At 63.7% G+C, this 2,818-nt stretch carries 3 protein-coding genes; 2 read left to right on the plus strand and 1 reads right to left on the minus strand.

Going from position 1 to position 2,818, the window contains the following annotated elements:
• Positions 1-203: 203 nt before the first annotated feature.
• Entirely contained in the window at positions 204-1,739 is a 1,536-nt protein-coding gene (gene istA, locus ACREXZ_RS30665; protein WP_431767885.1) for an IS21 family transposase, read from the plus strand.
• Positions 1,733-2,536 (plus strand): IS21-like element helper ATPase IstB, encoded by an 804-nt coding sequence (gene istB / locus ACREXZ_RS30670; protein ID WP_431767886.1) that lies wholly within the window; start codon positions 1,733-1,735, stop codon positions 2,534-2,536. Before istA ends, istB begins: the two co-directional genes overlap by 7 nt.
• A gap of 93 nt (positions 2,537-2,629) precedes the next feature.
• On the opposite strand, the gene ACREXZ_RS30675 is transcribed toward istB, so the two are convergent.
• The coding region (locus tag ACREXZ_RS30675; RefSeq protein WP_431767887.1) for a hypothetical protein at positions 2,630-2,818 on the minus strand (189 nt) is incomplete at its 5' end.

A 2,818-nucleotide genomic window follows, 5' to 3' on the forward strand; every position in this document is an offset into this window, starting at 1 on the left:
CTGCGTAATTCAGGCGAAGTCGGTCCACGGTTTCACGGCATGTCGGTCCAGCATTTCAGGCCATGCCGGCCAGGGATTTCACGGCATGTCGGTCCAGCATTTCACGGCATGTCGGTCCAGTTCGTGAGGTAGGACAACCACGGTTACCGTGGTCTCCGTTTCCCAACGGGAGGAGATCGACGGTGGGCCAAGAAAGGTTGTCCATGCGCAAGATTCGAGAAGTATTGCGGCTGCGGGCCGAGGGGTTCAGCGAGCGACAGATCGCTCAGAGCATCGATTGCGCGCGTTCGAGCGTGCAGATCTGCCTGTGGCGAGCCGAGCGTGCCGGGGTGGGGTGGCCGCCGCCAGCCGATAAAGACGACGCGGCGCTTGAGACGCTGCTCTATCCGCGCCGGCCGCCGGGCATCGAGGTGCACCCGGCGCCGGATTTTGAATGGATCGAGCGGGAACTGAGGCGCAAACATGTCACGCGCCGCCAGCTGTGGCGTGAGTACCTGGCGCGACACCCTGAGGGGCTCAAGTACACCGCCTTTTGCGTGAAGTTCCAACAGTGGCGACGCAGCCGCGGCGTGACTCTATCGCTCACGCACACCCCCGGGGACCGGTTGTTCGTCGACTACGCCGGCGATCCGGCCTTTTTCACCGATCCGACGACTGGCGTGGCGCAGAAGGCTTGGCTGTTCGTCGCCGTGTGGCCGTACAGCGCCCGCCTCTACGCCGAGGCCACGCGTACGCAGAGCTCGGCCGACTGGCTCGGCGCGCACGTGCGGGCGCTGGAGGCATTCAATGCCGCCCCGCGTGCCCTGGTGCCGGACAACTGCACGACGGCGGTGAAGAAAGCGCTGCGCTACGATCCGCAGTTCAATCGCGCCTATGCGGAGTTGGCCGAACATTACGCGCTGGCGGTGCTCCCGGCACGGGTGAGAAAGCCCCGCGATAAAGCCGCCGTCGAAAATGGGGTGCTCATCGCAGAGCGACGCATCCTCGGAGCACTGCGCGATCGGCAGTTCCTCAGTCTGGCAGAGTTGAACACGGCGATCAGCCAGATCGTGGCCGAGATCAACACCGAGCCCTTCCAGAAACGCGAAGGTAGCCGCGCCAGCGTGTTTGAAAGCGAGGAACGTCCCGCCGCTCAAGCCCTGCCACTGCGGCGCTACGAATACGCCGAGTGGAGGATCGGTGCGCGGGTGCATCCGGACCACCACATTGAAGTGGGACGCGCGTATTACTCGGTTCATTACAGCCTGGTAGGCCAACGCCTGGACGCGCGTCTCTCGGCTCACACCGTGGAGATCTTCCTGCGCGGGGCGAGTATCGCCACCCATGCGCGTGCCACCCGCCGCTATCAGCGCCTGACGCTTGAGGCCCATCGCCCGCCCGAGCATCGCGCCTACCTGGCGCTCGGCATCGATACGCTGCTCGCGCGCGCGGCCCGCATCGGGGCGGCGACGCGCGAGATCCTCGAGCGTCAATTGCGCCACAAACGACATCCGGGCGAAGTGATCCGCGAAGCCCTCGGGGTGCTGCGCCTGGCGCAGGACTTCAGCCCCGAGCGACTCGAGCAAACCGCCAGCCTCGCCCTCGAACACGGCCTGTACGGCTACCGCGCCGTGCACGAGCTGATCCAACGTCCCGCTCACAGTGTCCACGCAACGGTCCGTTCACCCCTCGGAATGCATCCGAACGTGCGCGGCGCCGATTACTTCCAGCTGCCCCTGAAGGAGAAACTTCCATGTTGATCGAACCGCTCCTACAACTACTCAAGAAGCTCAAACTCCATGGCATGCTCAGCGCCCTCGAACGGCAGTTGAGTGATCCGGATATCGGCGCGCTGCGCTTCGAAGAGCGCTTAGCTCTGCTGCTGCAGCATGAGCTCGCCGAGCGCGACAACTACCGACTCAGCCAGCGCCTGCGGGTGGCGACGCTCCCGCAGCCAGCGTGCTTGGAGGACCTGGACACCCGGATATCGAGGAACCTGGATCCGGCGCTCATCAGTACCGTGCGCGATCTCGCCTGGATCGGCCGGCATCTGAACGTCCTGATCACCGGCCCCACCGGCATCGGCAAGTCATTTATCGGTGCAGCGCTTGCGCATGCGGCCTGTCGCGCCGATTACAGCGTGCGCTGCTTCCGCTTGCCGCGCCTGATCGATGAACTCTCTCGTGCACATGCCTTCCAACGCCGCTCGAGCTTCCTGCGCGCCCTCGCCAAAGCAGACCTACTGCTGATCGATGACTTCGCTATCGCTCCGCTCTCGGACCAGAGCAAGCGCGATCTGCTGGAAATCCTCGACGACCGCTACGACAAGTCTGCCACCATCATCACCAGCCAACTGGACGTCAAGCAATGGCATGCCTTCCTGGATGATCCCACTCTGGCGGATGCCATCTTGGACCGCGTGGTACACAACGCCTATCACCTGGACTTAAGCGGTGAGTCGATCCGCAAGCTCAAATCTATCCGCGCCAAAGCTGCCAGAAACGGGGGTAGTCAAGCTACCGGGTCGATCGAGATCGCCGCTCCTGGGGCACCATAGGAGGTCGCTGTGTTATCAAAACCGCAGAAAACTCCGAACCGCTCCGATCCGACTCTTCCCATCCGGTTACCCACCGTCCCGCGCGCACGGGCTTTAGTGAGCCCGCGCGCGGGCCCGTGGATAACCATCGCGCTGTTGACGCACGCTCAGCACTGCGAGAAAGTCACACACGTCCTGCATCACGAGCAGTGGACCGACATGGCCTGAAACCATGGACCGCCTTGCCGTGAAACGCTGGCCTTCCTTGCGCGAAATACGCAGCAGCAGTGCCTTCAGTTGCTG

The organism is Paraburkholderia sp. (assembly GCF_050742655.1).
Lineage (GTDB): Bacteria > Pseudomonadota > Gammaproteobacteria > Burkholderiales > Burkholderiaceae > Paraburkholderia.